This is a genomic window from Pirellulales bacterium, assembly GCA_036267355.1.
GTDB lineage: Bacteria > Planctomycetota > Planctomycetia > Pirellulales > DATAWG01 > DATAWG01.
On sequence record DATAWG010000106.1, the window covers coordinates 1 to 22,817 of the forward strand.

The following is a 22,817-nucleotide window of genomic DNA, read 5'->3' on the forward strand; positions in this document are numbered from 1 at the left end:
GGGAATCCGGGGACACCATACTTAATTCTTGAGTGTTTTGGCCGATGCGCCGGTAGTCGCGAGGCCATCTTGGCCCCGTGGCCCGTTTCCAAACCGCGAAATTTGGCTGGAGCACGTCGACACCGCACAAACGGAGGCGGAAGTCGCGGCGGTCCGGCATGCGATCCAGCGCGGCAATCCATTCGGCAATCCCGACTGGCAGCGTCACACGGCCATACGGCTCGCCCTCCAATCAACGCTTCGCCCCCGCGGCCGCCCGCGGAAAAACCTCCTATTTCTGCGCGGTGCTGGTCGCGCGTTCCAGGAGGCCGTTGCGGTAGACGCCGATTTCGGTTTTGTCGGTGGCGGTGAATTTGCCGGTTACCGGGCGGTCGCCGTGTTGGCCGAAGCGGACGATCTTGTCGCCCGCGTCGTAACGGAAATCGTGATTCGAGTCGAGAATCCAGACGCCGTCGCGATAGACGCCGATCGAATCGCGGCCGCTGCCGTCCCAATCGCCCACCACCGGGATGTCGCCCGGCTGGCCGAATTGGGTCTGGATGTCGTCGGCTGCCCATTTGCCCGTACCGTGGATATCGAGATACCACACACCATCGCGGAAGACGCCGATGGTGCGCACTCCGCTGCCGGTCCAGTCGCCGACGACCGGCACATCGCCCGCCTGGCCGAACTGGAAGACGTGGTCGATTACGTCGGCCCGCAGCTTGCCGGTGTCGCCGCGTTTCACGGTGCGGCCTTGCGAGGCGGCATCCTTGGCCAGCGGCGGCATGTTCTTCATCACATTGCGGTTTGCGTTCTGTGGGTTCGGCAAGCCCGGTTCGCGATCGAGTGGCCGTGTGTCGGCGATCCATTGCGGCCCGAACACGCCGATGTCGTCTTTGCCGTCGCCGTCCCAATCGCCGACGACCGGCGTATCGCCTGCATCGCCGAGCCGGGCATAGAGATCACCCTCGCCCCACTTGCCGTCGGCGTTGGCGTCGATGAACCATTCGCCGTCGATGAAGACGCCCATTTGCGTAGTGCCGTTGCCGAGGAAATCGCCATAGACCGGAATGGCGCCGGGAGTGCCGAATACATCGACGTCGGACTTGATCGTGCCGTCGTTGATGATCCAGCGCGAGCTGCTCAAATTCATGGCATCCCAACTGCCTTGATCGAACACCAACGGACCGGCATCGGCGTTCACGCCTTCGTCGGGCGGAATTGCCTCGCGGGGCTGGCCATCGTCCATCACGCTCAGATGCCAGGTATACGGAACTTCGCCGCCGCCGCCCGGCAAGTCGAATCGCTCCGCAGGCGGCGCAACCGGCGGTTGATCGAAGCTGACCGGCGACACCGGAGAATTGAATACCTCTTGCGGCATCGGCGGTGTGAATGGCGGGGGAGGCGTGACCGGCGGTGGCGGTGTAACTGGCGGCGGCGGAGTGATTGGTTGCTGCTGCGTGACCACCACGCTGAAGTTGTTGTTGGTCGATGAGCTGCCGATCGCAAGCGGAATTTCGACCACCGCCGTCGAGTCGGGGCTCAGACCGAGCGCGGAAATCGCGTTGGCGTCGATCGTATTGCCCGGATTGTCGGCCGCTCCACCGGCGGAGCCGACGGAGGTGAGGCCGAGAATCGTGGTGTATCCTTGCGCGTTGTTGGCCGAGGTTTCCGGCTGGTCGGAGACCGGCTCCGTGGCCACGCTATACGCTTGATTGCCCGGCAGATCGGTAAATTCGTAGAAGCCATTCGCATCGGTCGTGGTGTTTTCCTGCTGGCCGGTCGAGAAATCGAAAATCGGAGCGCCGTCGGCGCCGTAGAGATAGAGCGTCACTCCGGCCAGCAGCTTGTCGCCCGATTGATAAACGCCGGTCCGGTATTGAGCCACTTGGGCCGCGGTGAGCGTGGTCCCGGCCGGCAGTTCGAGGGGCGGACCGTCTTGGAAGACAAGGCCGGAAATCGTCGCCGGCGGATCGACGTAGAAGTTGTAGTTCGTGCCGACCGTGCCGCTGGTAAGCGTGATCGTGTCGATCAAGTTCACATTCTCGACGATGCCGCCTGCCGAGCCGTAGTCGGCCTCTTCGGAGAAATACGGGCTCGGCGTCACGTCTTCGACGCCGTAGGTGCCCGGCGGCAAATTGTCGGCGAAGCTATAGAACCCATTTTGATCGGTCGTGGTGGTGCTGAGGATGTTGCCATTGGAATCCAGCAGGCTAACGCTGACGCCTGCCAGCGGTTTCAGATTCGTGGCCGTCGTTGGGTTGCCGGTGGTGTCGATTTCCACGTAGCCGCTGATCCCGACCGGCTGCACGTCGCAGAAGTTGTAGGCCGTTGCCGCGACGCCGTCGCCGAGAGAGACCTGCGTGATTGAATCGAGATCGGCCGAGACCGAGCCGCCGGCGCTGCCGGCCCAGGCATCGTTGTTCAAATAGCCCGCGGGCAGGATTTGTTCGACGCCGTACACCTGGCCCGGCATGAGGCCGGTAAACTGGTAATTGCCGGAATCGTCGGTCGTCGTGGTTCGGATCACCGTGCCGCTCGAGTTCAACAATTCGACCGTGACGCCCGGCAGCGGAACGCCGAGATCGCAATCGCCGACGTTCCCGCTGATGCTGGCTGGCAGCACGTCGCAGAAGCTATAACCCGTGGCGGCGGCACCGTCGGTGAGCGACACTTGCGTGATCGAATCGTCGTCGGCTGCGACCGTTCCGCCGGCCGAGCCGGCCCATGCGTCGTGGTTGATATAGCCCGTCGGCAGAATCTGTTCGACGCCATAAGTGACGCCGGGCAACAACCCCGTGAACTGGTAATTGCCGGAGCTATCGGTCGTGGTGGTTTTGATCACCGTGCCGCTAGAGTTCAGCAGTTCGACCGTCACGCCCGACAACGGCTGATCCGCGAGGCAATCGGACACGGTGCCGTTGATGCTCGCGGGGAGCACATCGCAGAAGTTGTAGGCCGTCGCGTTTACGCCGTCGCCAAGTGGCACTTCGGTGATCGAATCGAGATCGGGCGAAACGGTTCCACCCGCCGTGCCGGCCGTGGTTTCGTGATTCATGTAGCCGGTCGGAAGAATCTGTTCGACGCCGTAGTCGACACCCGGCATGAGCCCCGTGAATTGATAGGCGCCCGCGCCATTGGTCTCGGTGGTTTGAATCACGGTGCCGCTCGAATTCAGCAACTCGACCGTCACGTTCGCCAGCGGTTGATTGGCGAGGCAGTCGGCCACGGTGCCGCTGATGCTGGCGGGGAGCACGTCGCAGAAGTTGTAGGCTGTCGCGTTGGTGCCGTCGCCGAGCGTGACCTGCGTGATCGAATCGTCATTGGCTGCGACGGTGCCGCCGACGCTGCCGGCCCATGCGTCGTGGTTCAGATAGCCGTTGGGGAGAATCTGCTCGACGCCATAGGTGGCGTTCGGTTCCAGACCGGTGAATTGATAATTGCCGGAGCCGTTGGTCGTGGTTGTTTCGACGACGGTGCCGCTGGAGTTCAGCAATTCGACCGTGACGCCGGAGAGGGCCTTGTCGGCAAGGCAGTCGGACACATTGCCGCTGATGCTCGCCGGCTGCACGAGAGCGAAATTGTTCGCCACGCTGTTGTCGCCGCCGAGAACGGCAATCTGGCTGATCGCGGTCGCGCTGAGCACGGTGGCGTCGGTCGTGCCGCCGACGGTGCCCGGCTGAGCGCTTTCGGCGAAATAGGCGCTCGGCACCGTTTCGTCGACTTCATACGTGCCGGGCTGCAGGAACTGGAACAGATAGCTGCCGTTGGCATCGGTGGTGGTGGTGATGCCGGTGGAAACGAACTGGGTGCCGTTGTATTCCATCAACGAAAGCGTGACGTTCGGCACTCCTTGCTCGCCGTTGTCTTGCAGGTTGTCGAAATTCGCGTCGTCGTAGACCGTGCCGCCGATCGAAATCGGCAACGGCGTTTGGGTGACGAGCACGTTGGCGCCGGCGGTTTGATCGGATTGGTCGGTGGTGCTTGGCGGTTCGTAGTCTTGTGGCGGCAGGTTGAGGTTCGTGCCGGAGGTGGTGTTATTGTCGGCGAAGAGCGTATTGTAGCCGGCGACGAATGCCGTATTCACCGTGACGTTTTCATAATGCGGGGCGGTGAATGTGCCAACCAAATGGGCATTCTGGAATTGGTTGCCGTCGGTGAGCGGGGCGGTGGTGGCGATGCCCTGGCCATTGACCGAAAGCACCTGGTCGGCATCGGCGGTGAATGTGAGGCTATCACCCGACACGAATCCGCTTAGATCGAAGATGATTTGCGAGCCGCCGTTGACGACGGTCGTGCTGAGCACTTGGAAGCCCGCATCGGCGACGATTTGCACGGGTGCGTTGGTTGTGTTCCAAACGATGTCGCCGGCGGCAAGGCCATTTTGATTGGCGCTGCCGTCAACGATCACTTGCGTCATCTGCGTGTTGGGCTGGCCGCCTTGAAACGTTATTTGGATGGTGTTGGGGACGGTGTCTTTCCCGGGCGCCGGATCGAAGAAGACCGAGCCCAAATGAATTTGCGGGGCAATCGGCGAGGCCGTCATCAATTGCCGCGGCTCCATCGCCTCGAAGCGGCAAAGATGCTTGCGATCTTGCGGCTTGTGCGCGGCACGCCGCCGCGGGCTTTTCAAGAATTCGCCCCACTTCACCACGCTGCTTAAGAGACTCACAGGCTCGTCCTCCTTGACGCGAACATTTCAATTTTTCCCGCGGTTCTGGGGCCGCACGCATGCCACTGGCGCCGCTCGTGTCCCACTGGCACGTCTCGTGTGCCACTGGCAAGCGCAGTCTGCCAGTGCTCAGGTCCAGCGGCGCGTCCCACTGGTAGACTGCGCTTGCCACAGGCACACAAAACGCCGGCCGTCCTCGCTAACGCTTCGGGCTAGCAATACGTCTCTCGCGAACACTAGCCCGAAGCGTTAGCGAGGGATGGCCTCAGCGCCGAACTAATTTTCACGGCAGCTTCTACGGCAGCGTCCAAATCGCAATCGTCGCGTCAAAACTTCCCGACACCAGCACATGCTGCGTCGGATCGACCGCGAGCGCGGCCACGGTTCCGGTGTGGCCGACCAGCCGGTGCGTCTCTTGCTTCGCCGCGAGATCCCAAATGTGAATGATGTTGTCCGATCCGCCCGCGGCCAATTGCTGCGGTCCGCAGAATGTCAGGCTAGCGATCTTCGAACCGAGCTTATTGAATTCGAGCGTCATCTGGCCCCGCGGCATGCTCCACACGCGAACTGCAAGATCGTCGCCGCCGGTTGCCACCTGGCTCCCGGAGGGAGCAAACGCAATCGCACGGACTCGGCGGTTGGAAACCAGAAACGTGCCCAGCACTTGATCGTCGGCCGTATTCCACAGCCGCAAATGGCCGTTCCGCCCCGCGGCCGCAAACATGCTGCCATCGGCGGCCACTGCCATTGACCGCACATCCGTCGCCGGACAATCCAGGCTGGTGGTCAGCCGCAAGCTCGCGGCATCGTAGCGCCGCAATTTGCTTTCGAAGCCGACGGCCATTAACGATTTGCCATCATTGCTAAATGCAAGCGATGCGATTCCGAGATTTTGCTGCGGTCCGGTGGCAAGCAACAGGCCATTCGTCGTGTTCCAGAGGCGGATTTGGCCGTCGTCGCCCGCGGAGGCCAGCGTATGGCCGTCGGGACTGAATTTCAGCGAACGAATCCAGTCGGTATGGCCATGAAGTAAGAAAACTTCTCTCGCTTCCGTGAGGTTCCAGATCCGCACGACATGATCGTCGCCGCCGGCGGCCAACAGCCGACCGTCGGGGCTGATGGCCAGCGCCGTAATCACCGGCGGGCGTCCGTCGGGAGCATCTGCCTTCGGATGGATAACGCGCGTCGGCGTGTCGACCGCCGCGGCTGCCGCGCCCTCGGCCGCGCACCGACGGGGCGACGACGCGGCCAATAGCAGCGCCGCGCCGGCGACGAGCGCGGTCGAAAATCGGCTGGATGCAAAATTGCAAAGCTTCATGGAATATCCCATGCCGTTGGGTCAACAGTTTTTTCGACCACCACCAGAACCGGGAACAAAACACCGCGCGAACGACCATGCGTGGAATGATCCGATCGTATGCACAGGAATCTGCCACGCCGGTTCTTCCGTTTGTATCGGACGAAATGCGTCCGACTCCGCAATCGTTGCTCAGAAGTAAGAAAACTTCACCCGCCTGGGCAGAATGGGGAAGCTGCTAGCGCTGGTTCGGTGGAATTTTGGTGGCGGGTTTGCTTCATGATTGCCATGATTGGTGGTTGGAAACGGCTCGCCACCCATTACCATCGCACCAGTCGCTCGGCGGAACCGGTGCTCGGGCGGGCGGTTGGGCGCATTGCTCGTCGGCGCTTTGTTGGTCGTGGTGCTGTTTGCGGTCGTCCCGCTCGCCGCCGCAATCGTGAAGGCGATTGGCCGAGCGATCCGCAATTGGCGCCCGCTGTGGCAAAGGTCCGTGCCTCCCGGCCAATCGAACAGGCAAGCACAATCGCCCTCGGCGGCACGGCGAAAGTGGTCGTCGCAAAAGATGTTGGGGGGCGATCCCCGGCGTCGCCGCAATTATGATACGACGTCACGGCAACGCGGCGATCGGCCGCACACGATTCGTGCAGTGCGGGCGGTCGAGTCGCTCGTTGAAAGAATACCTTTGAGGTGAATGCCGATGGAGAACGTTTGCGTCCGGCGAATTGTCGGCTTGATTGTTGTGTTGGCGGCCTGTGCAAGTTTCAAGCGAACCGCCGAGGCTGCCGACGATTCCCATATGAACGACTGGGTGGCGGCGGCGTTCGGAGCGCGGCTGGCGACACCCTTAAGCGTAGCCACCCCGACGCTGACGGTCCGGCGGCACGACTACGCCAGACTCCATGCCAATGAGTCGATTCTCGGTACTCCTTTGAAGATCGGCCGGGAAGTTTTCGCCAGCGGACTCGGCACACACGCCGGCAGTGAACTGGCTATCGGTCTGCCGGCCGGAGCAAAGTCGTTCGCCGCCCGCGTGGGCATCGACAACAACTCCGATACGCAAGGCCGGCTCGGATCGGTCGTTTTCAAAGTCGGCGTCGATGGCAAGGAGCTTTTTCACTCTGCGGTGTGCCACGGTGGCGAGGCGGCACGAGCCGTTGAAGTGACGTTGCCGGCCGGTTCGAAGGAGTTGCTGCTCACGGCCGAGATCAGTTCCGAAGGCCCCGCACACGGACATGCCGACTGGGCCGACGCTCGAATCATGTTGGCGGACGGGACGGCGTTCCATCTTGATCGGTTGGTCGCCGCGCAGCCGGGCGATTTCCTCGGCAGCCCAGCCGCGCCGTTTTCATTCACCTACGATGGAAAGCCATCGGCCCAATTGCTCGGCTCGTGGCAACACAAAGTCGAAGCGAAGCATGTCGGCGACGGCCAACAATCGACGGCCGAATGGTTCGACCCGAGCAGCGGATTGGCTGTCACGGCGGTCGCCACGGCATTTGACGATTCACCTGGCGTCGATTGGGTACTGAGCTTTGAGAACCGCGGTACTAAAGAGACACCCGTCTTGGAAGACATCGAACCGTTGGACCTGAAGCTCGCATCGGAGCCACGCACCGAGCCGGTGGTGCTCGATCGGATCCGAGGCGACGACACGAGCGAGCGGTCGTTCGAACCTGAGCTGCGTGAGCTGCATGCGCCGCAGCACGTCGAATTCGCACCGAATGGGGGCAGGCCATCGACCGGCGCCTTTCCGTTTTTCAACGTTCAGTTTGGGAATCGAGGCGTGTTCGTTGCCATTGGCTGGACGGGACAATGGAGCGCGCTCGTCGATCGCGATCCGACCGGGCCGACACAGCTTCGCGCCGGAATGCAGCGGACCCATTTCAGACTGCACCCGGGCGAGTCGGTTCGAACGCCACGCATCATGCTTCTGCGTTGGTCGGGCGATCGAATCGATGCCCATAATGCTTTCCGGCAGGTTTTGCTGCGGCATTACCTGCGCAAGGCTGGTCCGGCCCCAGGGCAACTACCGCGGCTGGCGGTTGCCGTCAATATCTTCGACTTCTGGGCCATGGGAGGCAGCCGGCAGTATCCCACCGAAGGCGGGCAGTTCGACATCATCCGCGTCGAACACGCCCTTGGCTGCGACACCCACTGGCTCGACGCCGGTTGGTTCGTCGGCGATTTCCCGAATGGCGTCGGCAATTGGGCGCCGAAGCCCGACGGTTTTCCTCACGGCCTAAAACCGACGGGCGACTTCTGCAGACAGCAGGGCCTGGGTTTCTGCCTTTGGTATGAACCGGAACGCGTCGCTGAAAATTCACGAATCGCCCGCGAACATCCTGAGTTCGTTCTCGGCAGCCGCAAGCGTGGCGACGGCGGGCTGCTCAACCTCGGCGACGAGCGAGCGCGGCGATTCATCACGGAATTGCTGGACCGGCAAATCACCGAGTTCGGCGTCACCACGTATCGCAACGACTTCAATATCGAACCGCTTTCGTTCTGGCGAGCCGCCGATACGCCCGACCGCGAAGGCATTGCGGAAATCAAATATGTGGAAGGCCTGTACGCGATGTGGGACGAACTGCGCGCGCGACACCCAGGCCTGCAAATCGACAACTGCGCCTCGGGTGGCCGGCGCATCGATCTGGAAACCTGCATGCGGGCGGTCGTGCAAACCGATAGCGACACCGGGAGTTCGCCTGGTCACACGCAAATCGATCAAGGGCAGTCGCTGGGGCTCAATCTCTTTTTGCCGCTCCATTCCACGATCGGATGGGACTACAGCGCCTATGCCGTGCGCAGCTCGGCTTCAGCCGGCTACGTCGCCGAATGGGATGTGTTGAAGAAGGATTTTCCGCTCGATCGAGCGAAGGCCGCGATCGCGGAAGTGAGCGAGAATCGAAAATACTGCTCCGGCGACTATTATCCGCTCACGCCGTGGACGATTTCGGACAGCGACTGGATCGCGTGGCAGTTGCACCGCCGCGACCTGGAGAGCGGCATCGTGCTGGCTTTTCGTCGTCCGAATAGCCCCTATGCCGCGCTGCAGGTTCATCTGCATGGCGTGCGACCCGATCAACATTACCGAGTCAACTATATCGACGATCAATACACGCGGACCCAAAAAACGTTATCCGGCGCCGAATTGGCTTCGACGGAACTGCGATTAGACGCTCCGAAGAGCAGCCTTCTGGTGCGCTATGAGCCCGATCCGGCTCGAGCGGCGTCGACCGCTTCGGAGCCGCAACCGCCGTCTCGGACTCCCTTGCCGACTCCGCCGCCAGAAAGGGCCGACTCGCGAACCTTTCCAGCCCCCTCGCCGTCGCAGAATCCTTCGCAGTTTGGACAAGGCGTGCAACGGACGATGACGCTGCTGGCCGCGAGCACGCCGCAACACAGAAACCATGTACGGATTCTTTTCTACGGCCAATCGATCACCGAGCAGGAGTGGAGCAAGCAAGTAGCCGCCGATCTGCGACGTCGATTTCCGCTCGCCGATTTGGAGATCGAGAATCGCGCGATTGGAGGCTTTGCGTCGCAACTGTTGATCCGTCCGGCCGAGCACGATGTCTATCCCTTCTATCCGGACTTGGTCGTCTTCCACGTCTTCGGCGCCAATCAGCAGTATGACGAAATTATTCGCAACATCCGCAGCCGAACGACGGCTGAGGTGCTCATGCAAACCGATCGTGTTGGCGACAAGTTGCCGCAAGATAAACCGGACAAGAACGCCGACAAGGGCCTGTGGTGGGACTATTTGATGAATCACCAGTTCCTGCCGGACATCGCCAAGAAATACGGCTGCGGCTTGTGCGATATCCGCGGCGGCTGGCTTGAGTATCTCCGCGCCCATCACTATGAGCCGACGCAACTGTTGCTCAAAGATGGCGCGCATCTCAATGCCCAAGGCAACTACCTGATGGCGCAACTGACGAATCGCTACCTCGTCTACCGCCCCGATCTTCCCGGCGACGCTTGGAAAAATCTCACCCACTTGTACGGGGTCCACCGCGGGACGTGGAAGGACGGCAAGGTATCGATCGATTTCGAAGGCAACCGCGTCGATCTGATTGCCGCGGCAAACGCTCCGAACGGCGCCGGCGCCGCTCCCGGCAGCAGCGCGCGCATTTTGATCGATGGCAAGAAGCCGAGCGAATTCCCAGGGGCCTATCGAATCACGCGCCCGCAGCCAGGGCCATGGTCGCCGCTGTTCTTGAGCCGCGTGGATCACGGCGCCACGCTAGTTATCGAGGATTGGACCCTGCAAGTGGGCCACGTTTCGCCGGACGGCAAAACATGGGATTTCGCCGTCCGCGGTTCGGTCACGGGCACCGACGGCAATGGCCAAAGCGATCGGCCGTTCACGAGCAAGTCGGGGCGCGTGAAGATCGAACCCGTCGCGTGGTTCCGCGGTTTCAATCCGCCGCTGCCTGAAGGCTACACGATCCGCTGGCAGGTGTTGCCGATGTTCATTGATGCATACCGAGCGCCGAGAACGAGCGACCCGGCGAGGCAAACGGCGACAACGATCGTTCAAGGCATCCCGAACACCAAGCACACCTTGGAGATCATCGCCGACGATCCCGCATTGCTGCCGCCGATCGATGGCGTGCGGACTTACGCACCGCCCGTGAAGGCCGACTGATCGGCGCGGCGTCGCCGCCCTGGCGCCGTGCCTTGGCTGCGCAGCGAATTTAACGAAACGCTGTTCAGCGCAGCATACTTCGGCGGGCAGTCCGCATTCAATTCAATCCGGCAGGCGACCAGTTTCGCGCCACTTCGACGATGTTCTCCACTTGAAGTTTTTCCAGCAGCCGGGCGCGATACTTCGAAACCGTCTTCGGATCGATGGCCAAGATCGTCGCGATCTGCTTCGTGCTTTTGGCGACGATGAGCAACTCCATCACTTCTTTTTCGCGCGGCGACAGGAGATCGATCCGTTCGGCCCAGCTGTTGGCGCTCGCTTGATTTCGGCAATTTTGAGCATCGCGATCGAGCGACCGTTCGATTGTCGACAGCAATGTTTCGCGATCGAAAGGCTTTTCCAAAAAATCGGCCGCTCCCGCACGCATCGCCTGCACGGCCATCGAGATCTTTCCAAACCCCGTGACGATAATCACGGGGATTGTGACGTGCCGCGTGGCAAGCTCCTGCTGCAACCCGAGCCCGCTCATCCCGCACAATCGAACGTCGAGTACGAGGCAGGCGGGGGCCGCTCGCGGCCTATATTGCCCGAGAAAGTCTTCCGCGGATGGATGTGCGGAGACCTCGAATCCCTCGGTGCGCAGCAGCAATGTCAGCGATTCTCGCACGAGCGATTCATCGTCGACAACGTAGACGGCCGGTCGGCGTTCCACTTCGATCTCCTTGGCGACTCGAGCTGCCGTTTCTTAATGCGGAGGTGGGCAAAGCATTCGTTCGACGGCTGCCAGAATGCATGCCCGATTGAAGGGTTTGGCAATAACCTCGTCGATCGCTTCGGATTGTCCCGATGAATGGCAGGTAATTTCGGGGTTGCCGGTAATGAGCAACGAGCGCAATTGTGGATTGAATCGCCGCAGCGCGCTTGCAATTTCGCCTCCGGAGAAGCGGTCGCCAAGTGCCCAGTCGGCGATCACCAGATCGGGAACGAATTCGAATGCCAAGAGCATTGCTTCGCTGCTGTTTGCCGCGCAGCGTGTTTCGTGCCCTTTGCAGGCCAAGAGAAAGGCGATGTGCTGGCAATATGCCGGTTCGTCGTCGATCAACAGGATTTTGGCCATATTTCGACCTTCGCCGTCTGGTGTCCGCGAGCTCGTTCGCATCGAGCCAGCGCTGATTTGGACCATTCGACGGAAAGGCTTGGCGCTGCCCCCCTACTACTTATTCAACGTTCGGCAGTCCTGGAGGAATCCACCACGTGGTCTACCGCAAAACTTGCGGAAAATCCGCTCATGCCCCGACGGATTCTTACCGAAGGTACGGCAATTTGTGCGATTTCCGCAGTGGCAGGTCGCCGCGGCGATGGCAGGCGCCGCAGCGATAGCAAACACTGGCGAGCAGCGCCGGACCGCGTTGAGGCTCAGCGTTTAGATGCGGCTAGCGGAAAGTCGAGAGTAATGGTGGTTCCACGGCCAGGGTTGCTGTGGATGTGGACCGATCCACCATGGTCCTGAACGATGCCGAAGGCAATGCTCATGCCGAGCCCAGTGCCCCCTGCACCTTTGCGGGTTGTGAAGAAGGGTTCGAATACGCGGAGCCGTTCTTCATCGCTCATGCCTCGGCCATGGTCTCGCACGGCGAGTCGGATCGAGTCATTTATGTGGTGAGTCGCGATGCAAACCTGGCTTTCCGGTGGGCTGGCCTCAATCGCGTTGTTCACCAAGTTGACGATCACTTGTTGAATTCCGATTGGATGAAGAAGCAATTGCGGTAGATTTTCCTCCAAGTCGGCTTCGATGGAAATTCGATGCTCGTCGGCGTAGGGTCGCGCCAGATCGCGGGCCTGGCGGACGCATCGGTTCAGATCGCCAAATGCCTTCTCGCTCCGCTCGTTGCGCGCGAACCACAGAATATTTCGCATAATTTCGCGGCAACGATTCAACGATTCGACCGTATTGCGCAGGCTCGTCGTAAGCAAATCATGGTGCTCCGGTCGGTCCTGAATCGCCATCGCGGTTTCTGCGCTCAGCAACGCGGCGCCTACGGGGTTGTTGATCTCGTGGGCCATTCCTGCGGCGAGCGTACTGATCGCGGCAAGTCGACCGCTGCTGAGAGCCGCTTCGTCGGCGCGCCGCTGTTCGGTGATGTCGCGCCGGATCGAGATCACTCGCGTTGGCTTGTGGGCACCGTCGAAATGCACCTGCGTGTGGTCGAACAACCAGCGCACGTCCCCATTCGGGCGGCGGATCCGGTATCCCAAATCGTATCGGCCCACTTGAAAAAGATCGCGAATCGCCTCGACCAAACGCGACTGATCGGCCGGCTCGACGACGTCGCGCCAAAGTTCGGCATTGCCGGTGAAATCGCTTTTGGGGCGGCCGTAGACAGATTCCACCGAGGGACTCAAATAGAGCGTCCTCGACATATCGGCGGACGTCGCGCAGATAACGTGTGGTAGAGATTCCAGAATTTCCAGCGCGAGAAGACTGTTTTCTTGGACTTCCGCGACAAACGGAAGAACCCTCAATTCCCCTTCCATTCCACGCCCCTCGTAATGACCAGCGGAAGTTTCTCACCCGGCGGGCAAGTCTGCCAAGTGCAAGGCCGAACCATCCCATCAAACAGTCGTAAATAATTCAAAAAAACACGTCAGGTTTCACACATTCTCGAAATCTGGCTGCGAGATTTCAATGTGGAAGTTACTCGCGCCTATTCGGATATCCACGGGTATTGACTGGCAGTCAACGATAGCCGGACGTGATTCACCGACCCGGCAATTCCGCAAGGTACGGGGGACTACGTGTTGAAGTCTCTCAAGGCCAATCCCAAAATGGCCGAATCGCGCTGATCGTGTTCACCGGGCGGCGCGACGATGTGCTGATTCGCCGCTTGGAATCAAGCGTCGCCGCTGCGATTCTCATAAGGCCGGTCGAGTTTAGGGCTGATTCTCGCGGCTCTGTCCGTTTATCTGAAGATCAATCCCAAGGTTTACTGTCGCCGAGCGGCACACCCGCTCATCCACTTGAAGTTTTCCGGCAATGCACGGGTCGATGAATGTCTTGCTGGTCGAAGACGACGAAGGGCATGCGCACATCACGCGCGCTTCGCTCAGAGAATCGCAATCGCGAGATGGAGGCGATGCCGGGCCGCGCGGCGGCGAACTCGCGGAGGAGAGGGCTCGGCTAAGCGTTGAGCTCGCAGCGCGCGTGACAGACTGCACCTTGAAGTTGGCTGCCGCCAACAGCGGATCGGCAGCCGCGAAGCAGGAGAACGAAGCATTCGTCTACGGCGTCTCTCATGATCTGCGTACGCCGTTCGTGAATCTGCAAAGCTTCAACCAGGAGTTGGATTCGGCCCAATGCGAACTCCGTCGGCTGCTCGTCGATGGCGGCTTCCAACCGACGGTCGCGATCGACGCACCGAGCTGCTTGATACCGAAATGCGGCAGGAATTCATTTCGTGAAATCGGCTGTCCAATGAGGCTGTTGGGGCTCGAACCCAAGACCTACGGATTAAAAGTCCGTTGCTCTACCAACTGAGCTACAGCCTCGAAACACTGTAAATCGCGGTATTTTGTTGCTTTCCCGATTCCGTTGCGATATGCTGCTGACGCCTGATCTGACGCCCGCAGTTACCGAAAGGGGGAAAGCCATGACGCCCGCGATGCCTAAAGTTATCAGAAAGACAGCCACCCGCAAGCCATCCAAGCCACGGCCTGATTTTCCACTCTATGCGCACGCTACAAAGCGCTGGGCCAAGAAAATACGCGGCAAGATTCACTATTTCGGCCCGTGGGATGATCCGGCAGCAGCGCTCAATCGGTGGCTCGATCAAAAGGACGATTTGCTCGCCGGTCGGACGCCGCGGATAGCCCGCGACGGGCTCACCCTAAAGCATCTGGTCAACGTCTTCCTGACCGCCAAGAGGCGTCAACTTGACGCCTGCGAATTGTCGTCTCGGATGTTCGCCGACTGGTTTTCAGTGTGCGAACTGTTGATCGACTCATTTGGCGGCAATCGCCTTGTCGACGACTTGGCACCCGCGGATTTTGAAAGCCTGCGCGGCAAGCTGTCGAAGCAGTACGGTCCGCACCGACTCGGCACAACGGTCGGTTGTGTTCGCGGGGTGTTTAAGTACGGACTCGAATCCCGCTTGATCGAAAGGCCAACTCACTTCGGGCCTCAGTTCAAGAAGCCCACCAAAAAGACAATGCGCTTGCATCGCGCCAAGGGCGGCTTGAAGATGTTCGAGGCCGCCGAGCTTCGCAAAATTACCGACAGCGCCGGCGTGCCGCTACGGGCAATGATCTTGCTTGGCGCGAACTGCGGATTCGGCAACAGCGACATCGCGAATCTGCCGCTGTCGGCCGTCAACCTGACTGCGGGCTGGGTCAATTTCCCGCGACCGAAAACCGGAGTCGAACGTCGCTGCCCATTGTGGAAGGAAACGATCACAGCGATTCAAGCAGCGATCGACGGACGGCCCAAGCCAAAGCACACGGAAGCGGAGAAGCTGTTGTTCGTGACACGACACGGCGCCCGATGGGGAGTCTCTGAGATCATGGAAACGGAAGTCGAGGAAGCGGGCGCGAAGATAAAAAAGCCCAAGTTGAAAACTGACGATCCGATTGCAAAGGCATTCGGCAAGCTGCTGCGCCGGCTGGGGCTGCATCGCGCCGGCGTTGGCTTCTACGCATTACGCCACACGTTTGAAACTGTCGCCGGCGGCTCACGGGATCAAGTGGCCGTCAATTCGATCATGGGCCACGCCGACAGCAGCATGGCCGGCGAGTATCGCGAACGAATCGGAGACGCGAGACTGGAAGCCGTGGTCTCGCACGTCCACAACTGGCTCTATGGCGGAAAGGAATAAGGTATGAAAACCGATAAGTCGCTGAAAGCAACGCTTGCGCTAGCCGAGCGGCATTCCGCTGCCGAACACGAACGAATCGGCACGGCACAACGCGAACTGGCGGAACTAATAGCGATGTGCGTCGCTGTAGAATCGCCGGCGGCTGAGCGGGCGAGGGCAAGAAAGGCCGACCTACTGAAATTGCTGCGCGAGAGAACGGCGAGTTTCGACCGGGACGTGGCGGAACTGCGCAGGCGAATCGAGGCTCGCAATAAGCCAGCCATCGACAACGAGGCCCACGCTCTGGCGCTTTTCGTGAAAAATCCCGATTGGGAAAATAAAGAAATCGCCGAACGAGTCGGCGTCAAGCCGGCCCAACTGTCTATTAATAGGTATAAGAAATTCAAGGCCGCCAGGGCGGCGCATAGGGCGTCGCACGCCGGCAGAGTTCCTCGCAAGGGGACGAAAATTGACGGCCAAATCGAAGCGATCGACTACGATTAGCATCAGCGGCGCGCAAGTGTGGGAAAATTCTTTTGATGAAAAACCCCGGCAAAACCGGGGTTTTTCGTTTTTGCCAACGACGATTGCGCGCAACACCCTCCTGATATTCCGGAGGGTGTTGCAATGGCGACTAAAAACGATTGGCGAAATAGTCCTACAGCCTGGTTTTCCGTGCTGGAGCGCGCTCTCCGGGACGGCGACAGCGAACTAGTCGCGCAAGCTACCGAAGAGCTACGCCGCCTGGGCGTCAACGTCAGCATCTCGCACGACCGTCTGGCCAGAGCGCTGGAGGCGAGTCGATGATCCGCGCCGCCTCGCGACCTGAGCCAAGAGACTGGACCGTGCCTGAGTTGGCCCGGCAAATGCGCGTCAATCAAAACAAAGTCCTCCGCTTGATTCGATCGGGAGAGTTGGCTGCGTACAACATCGCCGCCACTACCGCAAGCCGGCCGAAGTGGCGAATCACCTCAGAGGCGATTGCATCATTCCAGGCCGCACGATCGGCGACGTCGACAAGCGGTGGCGCAGTTCGCAAAGCCCCACGCATGCAAATACCAAAGGATGTAATTCGGTTTTTCTAGTTTTTTTTCACCACAATCGCAAAGGAGGGCGTATCTATGTGTGCGTTAATTCTGCCGTGCTACAAGGATCAAGGCTTCGAGGCCGAAGCGAAATCCGAAGACGGCACCCCTATCACAATCCAGGTCGCCGTGCTGTCGATCCGCCATGACCGCGTGGTGTTCGCGGTAAACGCGCCGCCAAGCGTGAAAATCCGCCGCGCCGATCTGCCGCCGCCGCCAGATAATCGGCCGCCGCGACCGCCGCACCGGCGGCCGTGGCGTTGAGCGCGAAAAAATCTCCCTAAAGCCTAAAGCGGCACGGGGGCGCGAGCTACTGCATTTGTTTCGCAGTCACTCGAACCGAGCAGGAGATTTTCAATGCGCGATACGCCAAAGACACTAGGGGATTTTCTTGCGCTGGCAGAACAGTCGCCAGTATGGGGTGGCGAAGGCAAGATTGTCTCGCGCGCCCCGGACGGCACGGTTACCGAAATCCCACTCGGCACAGACCGCCGGCTGCTGGAGCGGCGGATCCTAGAATCGATGCAGCAGTATTGGCCAGAGCATCTTCGGCCAAGGCATACCGCCGAGCCACGCGCTGCGATCGTAGATGGCGACGATTCAGAGGCCGACAGTGATTCAACGCCCAAAAAACAGCCGGCGAAAGAAATCGATCCCGGCGACGAAGCGCGATGGTTCCTCGAAAAAACAAAACTCGACGGTGTGCCGACATTGCTCTATTGGCACGGCGGATGGTGGAGGTGGAGAGATGGCGCTTACCGCGAGTGTGAAGCAAGCGAAGTGCGCGGCGACTTAATTCGCCATCTCGATCGAGAGTTTAATTCATTGGGCTCAGCCGTCACGTCGAACGTGCTGGATCATCTACGCGCGAACGCATTTCTGCCGGCCGACCGCGAACCGCCGGCATGGATCGGGCCCCCGGTGAACGATTGGCCGGCCGACGAAATTGTGGCGACTCGCGGTAAGCTGGTCCATTTGCCGTCGTTGCTCGCGCAGCGTCAGTGCGAAACGTCCGCCACGCCGCGATTCTTCACGACGGCGGCCGTCGACTTCGACTTCGACGCGAACGCACCATTGCCGAATGAATGGCACCGCTTTCTGCGGCAGCTTTGGCCGGACGATCGAGACTCGATTGACACATTGCAAGAATGGTTCGGGCATCTATTAGTGGCCGACACTAGACAGCAAAAAATCCTGCTACTTGGCGGACCGCGGCGCTCAGGCAAGAGTACCATCGCACGAGTGCTTCGCGAATTGATCGGACGGCGGAACGTCTGCGGACCGACGTTAGCTGGGTTGGCGACAAATTTCGGACTGTGGCCGCTAATCGGAAAGAGTGTGGCAATCGTGTCTGACGCGCGACTGAGCCACCGTAGCGATCAAGCGGTTGTGGTAGAGCGTCTGTTGTCGATCTCTGGGGAAGACGCTCTGACGATCGACCGGAAGTGCATGGAGCCCGTGACGTGCCGCTTGCCGACGCGGCTAATGCTTATCTCCAATGAGTTGCCGCGGTTGTCAGACGCGAGCGGGGCGCTTTCTAGCCGATTCCTGGTGCTGTGGCTATCGGAGAGCTTTCTTGGCCGAGAGGATCATGGGCTGGAAAAGAAATTGCTCGCTGAACTGCCAGGAATTTTTTTGTGGGCCGCTGCTGGGTGGCAGCGATTGCGCGAGCGCGGGTGTTTTTCTCAGCCTGAATCGGCCGCGGAAATGGTCGAGCAATTGGGCGACTTGACCAGCCCGGTGTCCGTGTTCGTTCGCGAGCGGTGCATCGTCGGCAAGGAATATCGAGCGACGGTCAGGGATTTATTTTCAGCGTGGAAAAATTTCTGCGAATCGGCTGGAAGAAAAGAGGCTGGGACGGACGCGACGTTTTCGCGCGACCTAGTTGCTGCCGTGCCAGGGCTGCGGAGAGTGAGAACGCGCGAAACAGATAGCAGGCTAATGGCTTACGACGGAATTTGTCTGAAACCGGTAAAGTTTTAGGGCCATGCTGGTACATGGCCCTACGGAAAGCACGCGACGCGCGAGGAAAAAGTAGAACGCTAGAACAATCGGAGAAAAAAAATAAAAATGCAGAAATGATAATTACGTGTGTCGCTCATATACACCATGCGTATATGTGCTGCAATGCTTGGGGCCATGTACCACGATGGCCCTAATTGTTGGCGCGAAGGTATGAAAAGTTGGACTTTTCAAAAAAGGAGAACGGTATGGAAGCCGTGCAAAAATTTTCTGAGTCGCCGTCAGTTCGTTTCATGCGTGAGTTGCGAGAAAAAAATGAAGCGGCCATCGCAGCCGACATTCAACGCCGCATCGCCGCCGGGGAAACAAATGTGCTGTCTGAGGCTGAGTGTTGGAAAATGTCCTGCTCACACGCCGGGCTGGCGGTTTGCGTTTACCGCCCGGCGGAACTTCAAGAGCGGATGCGCCGTAACCCGAACCGTTCGATGCAGCGGCACGTCGCCGAGCTTGTGGTGGCGATGGGCCGCTTCCACGCCCAGCATCGGATCGATTGGTATCCGCCGGTCCCGCACCGCACGCCCGGCCGCGTGGCGTTGGGGCCGTACGCGCCGCGGCGGATGTAGAGAGTGAACGAATCTGTTTGACGAAATCACGCAAGGCCGCTATGGTTGACATCGCCCTCTAATCCCACACAACGCGCCACACAACACTGCGGGGGACAAGGGGGCCGCGAGCGAAAGCAAAAGGATTTGCCAGTCTATGACGACCGCCATTCAACTTTTCGGCAGCGGAAAATTTTTCGCCGGCACCGGCAGTGGCTCGCCCGGCGATCCGTTCATTCCGGCGCTCAGTGGAGACGCACCCGTGGCAGCAGTTCCGATTTTCGGCAGCGGCAAGTACGTCGGCGTGGCGTCGGGCAGCGGCCTGGAAAGCGACCCGTATGTGCTGGCCGTCGCGATGCAGCAGCTTGATTCGGACGACGGCGCCATTACGAGCGACGGCAGCGGCAACGTGACGGCCGCCAGCTTCCTCAGTGCCGCCGCGCAACCGGCCGACTTCGCCGGCGTGCCTACTGTCACCACGACGGGCATCACGGATACCGTTGCGCTGGCAGCGATCGCAGCCCTGTGCGCGGCGCTGGGCATCGCGACGGAATGAGGCCCGCATGGCCGTCGATATTTTCGGCGATGAAATAATTCCCGAACCGCCCGTCACGCCCACGCCACGCACACGCAAGCCACGCAAGCCGCGAGCCCCACGCACGGCGACGGCTGATAAGCCATTGGGCCTGAGCAAGCGCGAGCGCGGCGATTTAATTATTGCCGCCCGCGACGGCTGGAATTGCCCCGTAGAAGTGCAAGCCGAAATCGTGGCGAAGCTCAGCGATCTAATTCTCAGTAAAAATGGCGCGGGGGCTCGCGAACGCATTAGAGCGGCTGAAGCGCTGTTTGCAATGAGCAATCGCGCAGCGGAAGCGGCCAGCAAGTTTGCGTCTGCGTCTGGCAACGATCCAGAGCAGGCCGGAAACTCGATCAGGATCATCATTGAGGATCCCACGCTAGGCACGGATTCGCCACCTAATGCACCAGACGCTTCGCTTCCGCCCGTGGGCGCACCAACTGGCCCTGATCCGTTGCAAGAAGCATGCGCTAGTGTTGAGCGGCCGCCGATCGGGCAAGACGGCGGCGGCGGCGATGCTGTTGGTAATCCGATCGCTTCGTAAGCCCGGCCTCTATTGGTGGGTCGCGCCGTCGGCGAAACAAAGCGAGGCCGGCATCATGGCCGTGTGGTCGGCGCTCGCCGGCCTATCGGGCGTGAAATTTTTGAAGGGCATTAGTCGATTTATTTTGCCCAACGGTTCGATCGTGCAATTTATGTCGGCCGATGGTCAGAAATCTTTGGTCGGCTTCGGTCTCAGTGGGCTCGTGGTGGACGAAGCGGCACTGATTAACGGTCAGACGTTCTTTCGCGAGCTACTGCCCGCGTGCCTCGACAAAGACGCTTGGATCGTGCTATGCAGCACGCCCAGAGGCTTTAACTGGCTGGTCGATTACCGGGAAGCGACGGTCGGAAATCCGGACTGGCAGCACTTTAGTTTTCCGACGTGGAGCAATCCATCGCCGAACACCAGCTACGAAAAGTGCTTGGCCAAGAAAACGGAAATGGGAGAAAATGTGTGGCGGCAAGAGCATGTTGGCGAGCCCACGGCAAGCGAATTTGCGTTGTGGCCTCCCGAATTCTTCCGCGACATCTTCGTACCCGAGGTGCCACGATCCTACGCCCGTTCAGCATTGGGCATCGACCTCTCGGAAGGCAAGCCGGCCTCGCACTGGCAGGCGTTGATTCACGTCGGCCACGCGGCGGGCATCCACTACTTGGATTGCCGAGCGCACCGCTTGCCGGTGCCGAGCCTGTTACGTGAGGCGAAAAAGATGACGGATTGTTACGGGACCGACGTGGTGATCGTGGACGTGTCCGGCGGCCAAAGCATGGTCCATGAGCAACTGGATCAGCTCTGGCCCCAGCGGCGGGGCGTCAAACCAGTGCGGTTTGAGATCAAGGAACACGTCGAAAAAACGTCGCGCATCCACCAACTTTCGTATCTGCTCGATAACAAGATGGTCCGCGTGCTGAACAATGCGGGTGGACAAGAGTACGTCAAAGAGGGCCGAGATTTCCCGGATGGTGAGTACGACGATCTTTTGGATGCCCACCAACTCGCATGGCGCGGATTGCATGCGCCGGTAGCCGCGTAGTCTTGTGTGCGAGATTGTGTAGGCCGTTGTGTTGACAATTCAGGCCGGGCGTGCAAGAATCAAAGGCGTTCTACAAAACATCGGCAGGAGGCCGGCACTGATTCAAGGAAGAATTTCTTTGATCGCCAAGGCCTCACCGCCGAATCCCCACGCCGTACCGGTTGCCCAGCGGCAAACGCTCGCTGAAGCAATTGAGTTTCTTGGCGTGCTGTCCGGGCTTGGCGCCGCGGCACCGAATCTATTCGCATCTGATGGCAATTTGTGGCAGCAAGTCGGCGGGGCCGGGGCGAGCGGCGGCGCGTTTTGGGCGGCTTACTATTGGATGTCGTCGATCTGGTTCAATCGGTTGCAACGCTACGCGGCGCGATTCGCGTTTATGACCAACGGCTACTCGGCGGCGGCAATCAACGAACTGACGACGCTCGCGCTGGGCGAAGGGTTCAACTATTCTTCCAAGAATAAAACCGTCCAAAAACAGGTTGAAACTTGGATCAAGTTAAATGACTGGCACGAACGGTCGATTGAGGGCTTTTTGAATTGGTTGATCGACGGCGAAGTTTTTATTCGCATCGACGGCCAGGGCGAATCGTCCACTGTTTCGTACATCGACCCCGACTTGATTTATTCCAGCCCGACCGACCGGCAGGACTATTTCTGCGGCTGCATCTTCGGCGATACCGACACCGAACGGCCCAACAGTTTCCGCCTGTGGAATAAACCGTTTGGCGATGCGGGCGGCGAACATGAAGACGTGCCGGCCGCACAAATCCAACATCGCGCCAACCGACATTTCGGCCAAAAACGCGGATTCTCTTGGGCGCTGCCGGTGCTGAAGGACTGCTTCCAAGCGGACGGGCTCACGGGCAACTTGATGGGCACTGCCGGAGTGCTGAGCAAATTCGCGCTCATTCGCCAGCATCAAGTGCCGCAAGGCGGTGCCGAATTGATGCGCGCCCAAATTCAAGCCGATCAAGCGGCATACGGGCCGCCGATCGGGCAGAACGGCACGCCGCCGATCCAACCCACTGAGTCGGCCGAACGATACCCGGAAGGGGCCATCGTCGATTCCAGCGCATCGACTGAGTACAAGACGCTCGACGGGGTCAACTACGCCCAATTTGGCGAAGCGCTCGATATGGCCCTGCGCAAGATTAGCTCCCACTTTTTCTTGCCGATGGGCATCTTCGCGCAGGACAAGTCCGAGCGGGGCAGCTACGCCGCCGAGATTGCCAGCGGCTCTTGGAACGAACGAAACATCAAGAAATTTCAGGATAAGTGGAAGCGCCGCGACTTGGCGCTTATGGCGATGTGCGGCATCGACGTTAGCGAAGTCGATGTGACGGCGCCCGAGATTGCCACGCCGGACAAAGCGGCGGCCGTGCAAGAGGAAGACATGATGATTCGCAACAAATGCCGCTCACGGCAGACGGTGTGCGAGTCACACGGTGGCGATTGGGAACAAGAAAAACAGCGGATGCTCGCCGAGAAAAAAGACTTGGCAGACCTGTTTGAAGAGCCGGCCAATGAACTGGCGGCGGAAAACCGAAACACCAGCGAGGAATAGC

The 22,817-nt window shown here is 60.0% G+C and carries 14 protein-coding genes and 1 tRNA gene; 9 read left to right on the plus strand and 6 right to left on the minus strand.

Annotated features, from left to right (window positions below):
• Positions 1–271: 271 nt before the first annotated feature.
• Positions 272–4,654, minus strand: a complete 4,383-nt coding sequence (locus VHX65_16810) for an SdrD B-like domain-containing protein (protein ID HEX4000216.1) — start codon at positions 4,652–4,654, stop codon at positions 272–274.
• A 295-nt stretch (positions 4,655–4,949) separates the two neighbouring features.
• A complete protein-coding gene (locus VHX65_16815; protein ID HEX4000217.1) occupies positions 4,950–5,972 on the minus strand; it encodes a WD40 repeat domain-containing protein in 1,023 nt (340 codons plus the stop codon).
• Positions 5,973–6,651: 679 nt separating this feature from the next.
• Between VHX65_16815 and VHX65_16820 the strand changes: the two genes are divergently transcribed.
• Entirely contained in the window at positions 6,652–10,602 is a 3,951-nt protein-coding gene (locus VHX65_16820; protein ID HEX4000218.1) for an alpha-galactosidase, read from the plus strand.
• A 97-nt stretch (positions 10,603–10,699) separates the two neighbouring features.
• Here the strand turns inward: VHX65_16820 and VHX65_16825 are convergent, their stop codons facing one another.
• The 4 genes from VHX65_16825 to VHX65_16840 all read right to left on the minus strand — a co-directional run bounded on the left by VHX65_16825 (position 10,700) and on the right by VHX65_16840 (position 14,148).
• Complete coding sequence (locus VHX65_16825; GenBank protein HEX4000219.1) at positions 10,700–11,314, minus strand: response regulator; 615 nt, start codon at positions 11,312–11,314, stop codon at positions 10,700–10,702.
• A 33-nt stretch (positions 11,315–11,347) separates the two neighbouring features.
• Positions 11,348–11,719 (minus strand): response regulator, encoded by a 372-nt coding sequence (locus VHX65_16830; protein HEX4000220.1) that lies wholly within the window; start codon positions 11,717–11,719, stop codon positions 11,348–11,350.
• 299 nt (positions 11,720–12,018) lie between these two features.
• Positions 12,019–13,137 carry an ATP-binding protein gene (locus VHX65_16835; protein HEX4000221.1) on the minus strand — a complete coding sequence of 373 codons (1,119 nt, stop codon included), beginning with the start codon at positions 13,135–13,137 and terminating at the stop codon, positions 12,019–12,021.
• A 938-nt stretch (positions 13,138–14,075) separates the two neighbouring features.
• Positions 14,076–14,148, minus strand: a tRNA-Lys gene (locus VHX65_16840).
• 50 nt (positions 14,149–14,198) lie between these two features.
• On the opposite strand from VHX65_16840, the gene VHX65_16845 reads away from it, so the two are divergent.
• From VHX65_16845 to VHX65_16880, 8 genes are all read left to right on the plus strand, one after another.
• Positions 14,199–15,470: a tyrosine-type recombinase/integrase gene (locus VHX65_16845; GenBank protein ID HEX4000222.1), complete on the plus strand. Its 1,272-nt coding sequence runs from the start codon at positions 14,199–14,201 to the stop codon at positions 15,468–15,470.
• A gap of 3 nt (positions 15,471–15,473) precedes the next feature.
• On the plus strand, positions 15,474–15,953 hold the full coding sequence (locus VHX65_16850; protein HEX4000223.1) for a hypothetical protein: 480 nt from the start codon (positions 15,474–15,476) through the stop codon (positions 15,951–15,953).
• 617 nt (positions 15,954–16,570) lie between these two features.
• On the plus strand, positions 16,571–16,798 hold the full coding sequence (locus tag VHX65_16855) for a hypothetical protein (GenBank protein HEX4000224.1): 228 nt from the start codon (positions 16,571–16,573) through the stop codon (positions 16,796–16,798).
• A gap of 93 nt (positions 16,799–16,891) precedes the next feature.
• Positions 16,892–18,517 (plus strand): phage/plasmid primase, P4 family, encoded by a 1,626-nt coding sequence (locus tag VHX65_16860; protein HEX4000225.1) that lies wholly within the window; start codon positions 16,892–16,894, stop codon positions 18,515–18,517.
• Positions 18,518–18,894: 377 nt separating this feature from the next.
• Positions 18,895–19,119 carry a hypothetical protein gene (locus VHX65_16865; protein ID HEX4000226.1) on the plus strand — a complete coding sequence of 75 codons (225 nt, stop codon included), beginning with the start codon at positions 18,895–18,897 and terminating at the stop codon, positions 19,117–19,119.
• A gap of 136 nt (positions 19,120–19,255) precedes the next feature.
• Entirely contained in the window at positions 19,256–19,654 is a 399-nt protein-coding gene (locus tag VHX65_16870; protein ID HEX4000227.1) for a hypothetical protein, read from the plus strand.
• Between the two features lie 422 nt (positions 19,655–20,076).
• Positions 20,077–21,252, plus strand: coding sequence for a terminase family protein (locus VHX65_16875; GenBank protein HEX4000228.1), 1,176 nt, complete (start codon positions 20,077–20,079; stop codon positions 21,250–21,252).
• A 118-nt stretch (positions 21,253–21,370) separates the two neighbouring features.
• Positions 21,371–22,816, plus strand: a complete 1,446-nt coding sequence (locus tag VHX65_16880; protein HEX4000229.1) for a phage portal protein — start codon at positions 21,371–21,373, stop codon at positions 22,814–22,816.
• Position 22,817: the final 1 nt, after the last annotated feature.

Bases quoted from the DNA above. Each gene is read 5' to 3' on its own strand.
- VHX65_16870 (HEX4000227.1), top strand. From the start codon at position 19,256: ATGACGACCGCCATTCAACTTTTCGGCAGCGGAAAATTTTTCGCCGGC.
- VHX65_16835 (HEX4000221.1), bottom strand. From the start codon at position 13,137: ATGGAAGGGGAATTGAGGGTTCTTCCGTTTGTCGCGGAAGTCCAAGAA.
- VHX65_16850 (HEX4000223.1), top strand. From the start codon at position 15,474: ATGAAAACCGATAAGTCGCTGAAAGCAACGCTTGCGCTAGCCGAGCGG.
- VHX65_16855 (HEX4000224.1), top strand. From the start codon at position 16,571: ATGTGTGCGTTAATTCTGCCGTGCTACAAGGATCAAGGCTTCGAGGCC.
- VHX65_16865 (HEX4000226.1), top strand. From the start codon at position 18,895: ATGTCCTGCTCACACGCCGGGCTGGCGGTTTGCGTTTACCGCCCGGCG.
- VHX65_16815 (HEX4000217.1), bottom strand. From the start codon at position 5,972: ATGAAGCTTTGCAATTTTGCATCCAGCCGATTTTCGACCGCGCTCGTC.
- VHX65_16830 (HEX4000220.1), bottom strand. From the start codon at position 11,719: ATGGCCAAAATCCTGTTGATCGACGACGAACCGGCATATTGCCAGCAC.
- VHX65_16845 (HEX4000222.1), top strand. From the start codon at position 14,199: ATGCTGCTGACGCCTGATCTGACGCCCGCAGTTACCGAAAGGGGGAAA.
- VHX65_16820 (HEX4000218.1), top strand. From the start codon at position 6,652: ATGGAGAACGTTTGCGTCCGGCGAATTGTCGGCTTGATTGTTGTGTTG.
- VHX65_16875 (HEX4000228.1), top strand. From the start codon at position 20,077: ATGCACCAGACGCTTCGCTTCCGCCCGTGGGCGCACCAACTGGCCCTG.
- VHX65_16860 (HEX4000225.1), top strand. From the start codon at position 16,892: ATGCGCGATACGCCAAAGACACTAGGGGATTTTCTTGCGCTGGCAGAA.